Raw genomic sequence first — 802 nt, forward strand, 5'->3', positions numbered from 1 at the left:
TTCCTCGCTCGCAGAACTGGGCGCCGCCACCGGGAACACGAACACCCAGGCCGCGGCCCCCGTCCATGTCCAGAAGCTCGACAAGTCGGGCCGCGCCTATGCCACCGGCAAGCGCAAGAACGCCATCGCGCGCGTCTGGGTGAAGCCGGGTTCCGGCAAGATCGTCGTCAACGACAAGGAATTCGCGACCTATTTCGCGCGTCCGGTCCTGCAGATGATCCTCAACCAGCCGATCATCGCGTCCAACCGTTCGGGCCAGTACGACATTGTCGCCACCGTCGTCGGTGGCGGCCTCTCCGGCCAGGCCGGTGCCGTTCGTCACGGCATCTCCAAGGCGCTGACCTATTACGAGCCGGCGCTGCGTGCCGTGCTCAAGAAGGGTGGCTTCCTGACCCGCGACAGCCGCGTCGTCGAGCGCAAGAAGTACGGCAAGGCCAAGGCCCGTCGCTCCTTCCAGTTCTCGAAGCGCTAAGCGTTTCGAATTTCCGATATCAAAGGCCGCCTCCGGGCGGCCTTTGTTTTTCGGGCCGCAGATTTCAGTGATCGACAGGTTGTGGGACGGCGCCCCTCCGACCTGCCGGGCAACAGTCACGAGAGGGAGATCGGCAGCTTCAGCCCTAATTGATGCTGGCCGTATGCGCCGGTTCGGCCGGCCGCTTCTCGTCGGCATAAGGCACACGATAGCCGTTCGCCGCTAGCCAGGCGATCGCCGCCTTCGGCTCGTCGGTCTGGATGATGGTGGCGCCGCGATCGGCCCAGAAGCCCCAGGCTTCGCGCGGCGAGCTGGCCTGGACCGCCAGTT

Annotated in this window: 1 protein-coding gene and 1 pseudogene; one reads left to right on the forward strand and one right to left on the reverse strand. The window is 65.3% G+C overall.

The features are described from left to right. Positions 1 to 16 precede the first annotated feature (16 nt). Entirely contained in the window at positions 17 to 472 is a 456-nt protein-coding gene (rpsI, locus tag EOA36_RS36390) for a 30S ribosomal protein S9 (protein ID WP_127281312.1), read from the forward strand. 145 nt (positions 473 to 617) lie between these two features. On the opposite strand, the pseudogene EOA36_RS36395 reads toward rpsI, so the two are convergent. Next, a pseudogene (locus EOA36_RS36395) lies at positions 618 to 802 on the reverse strand (DUF4996 domain-containing protein); the annotation flags it as partial.

It is taken from the genome of Mesorhizobium sp. M8A.F.Ca.ET.021.01.1.1 (assembly GCF_003998025.1).
GTDB lineage: Bacteria > Pseudomonadota > Alphaproteobacteria > Rhizobiales > Rhizobiaceae > Mesorhizobium.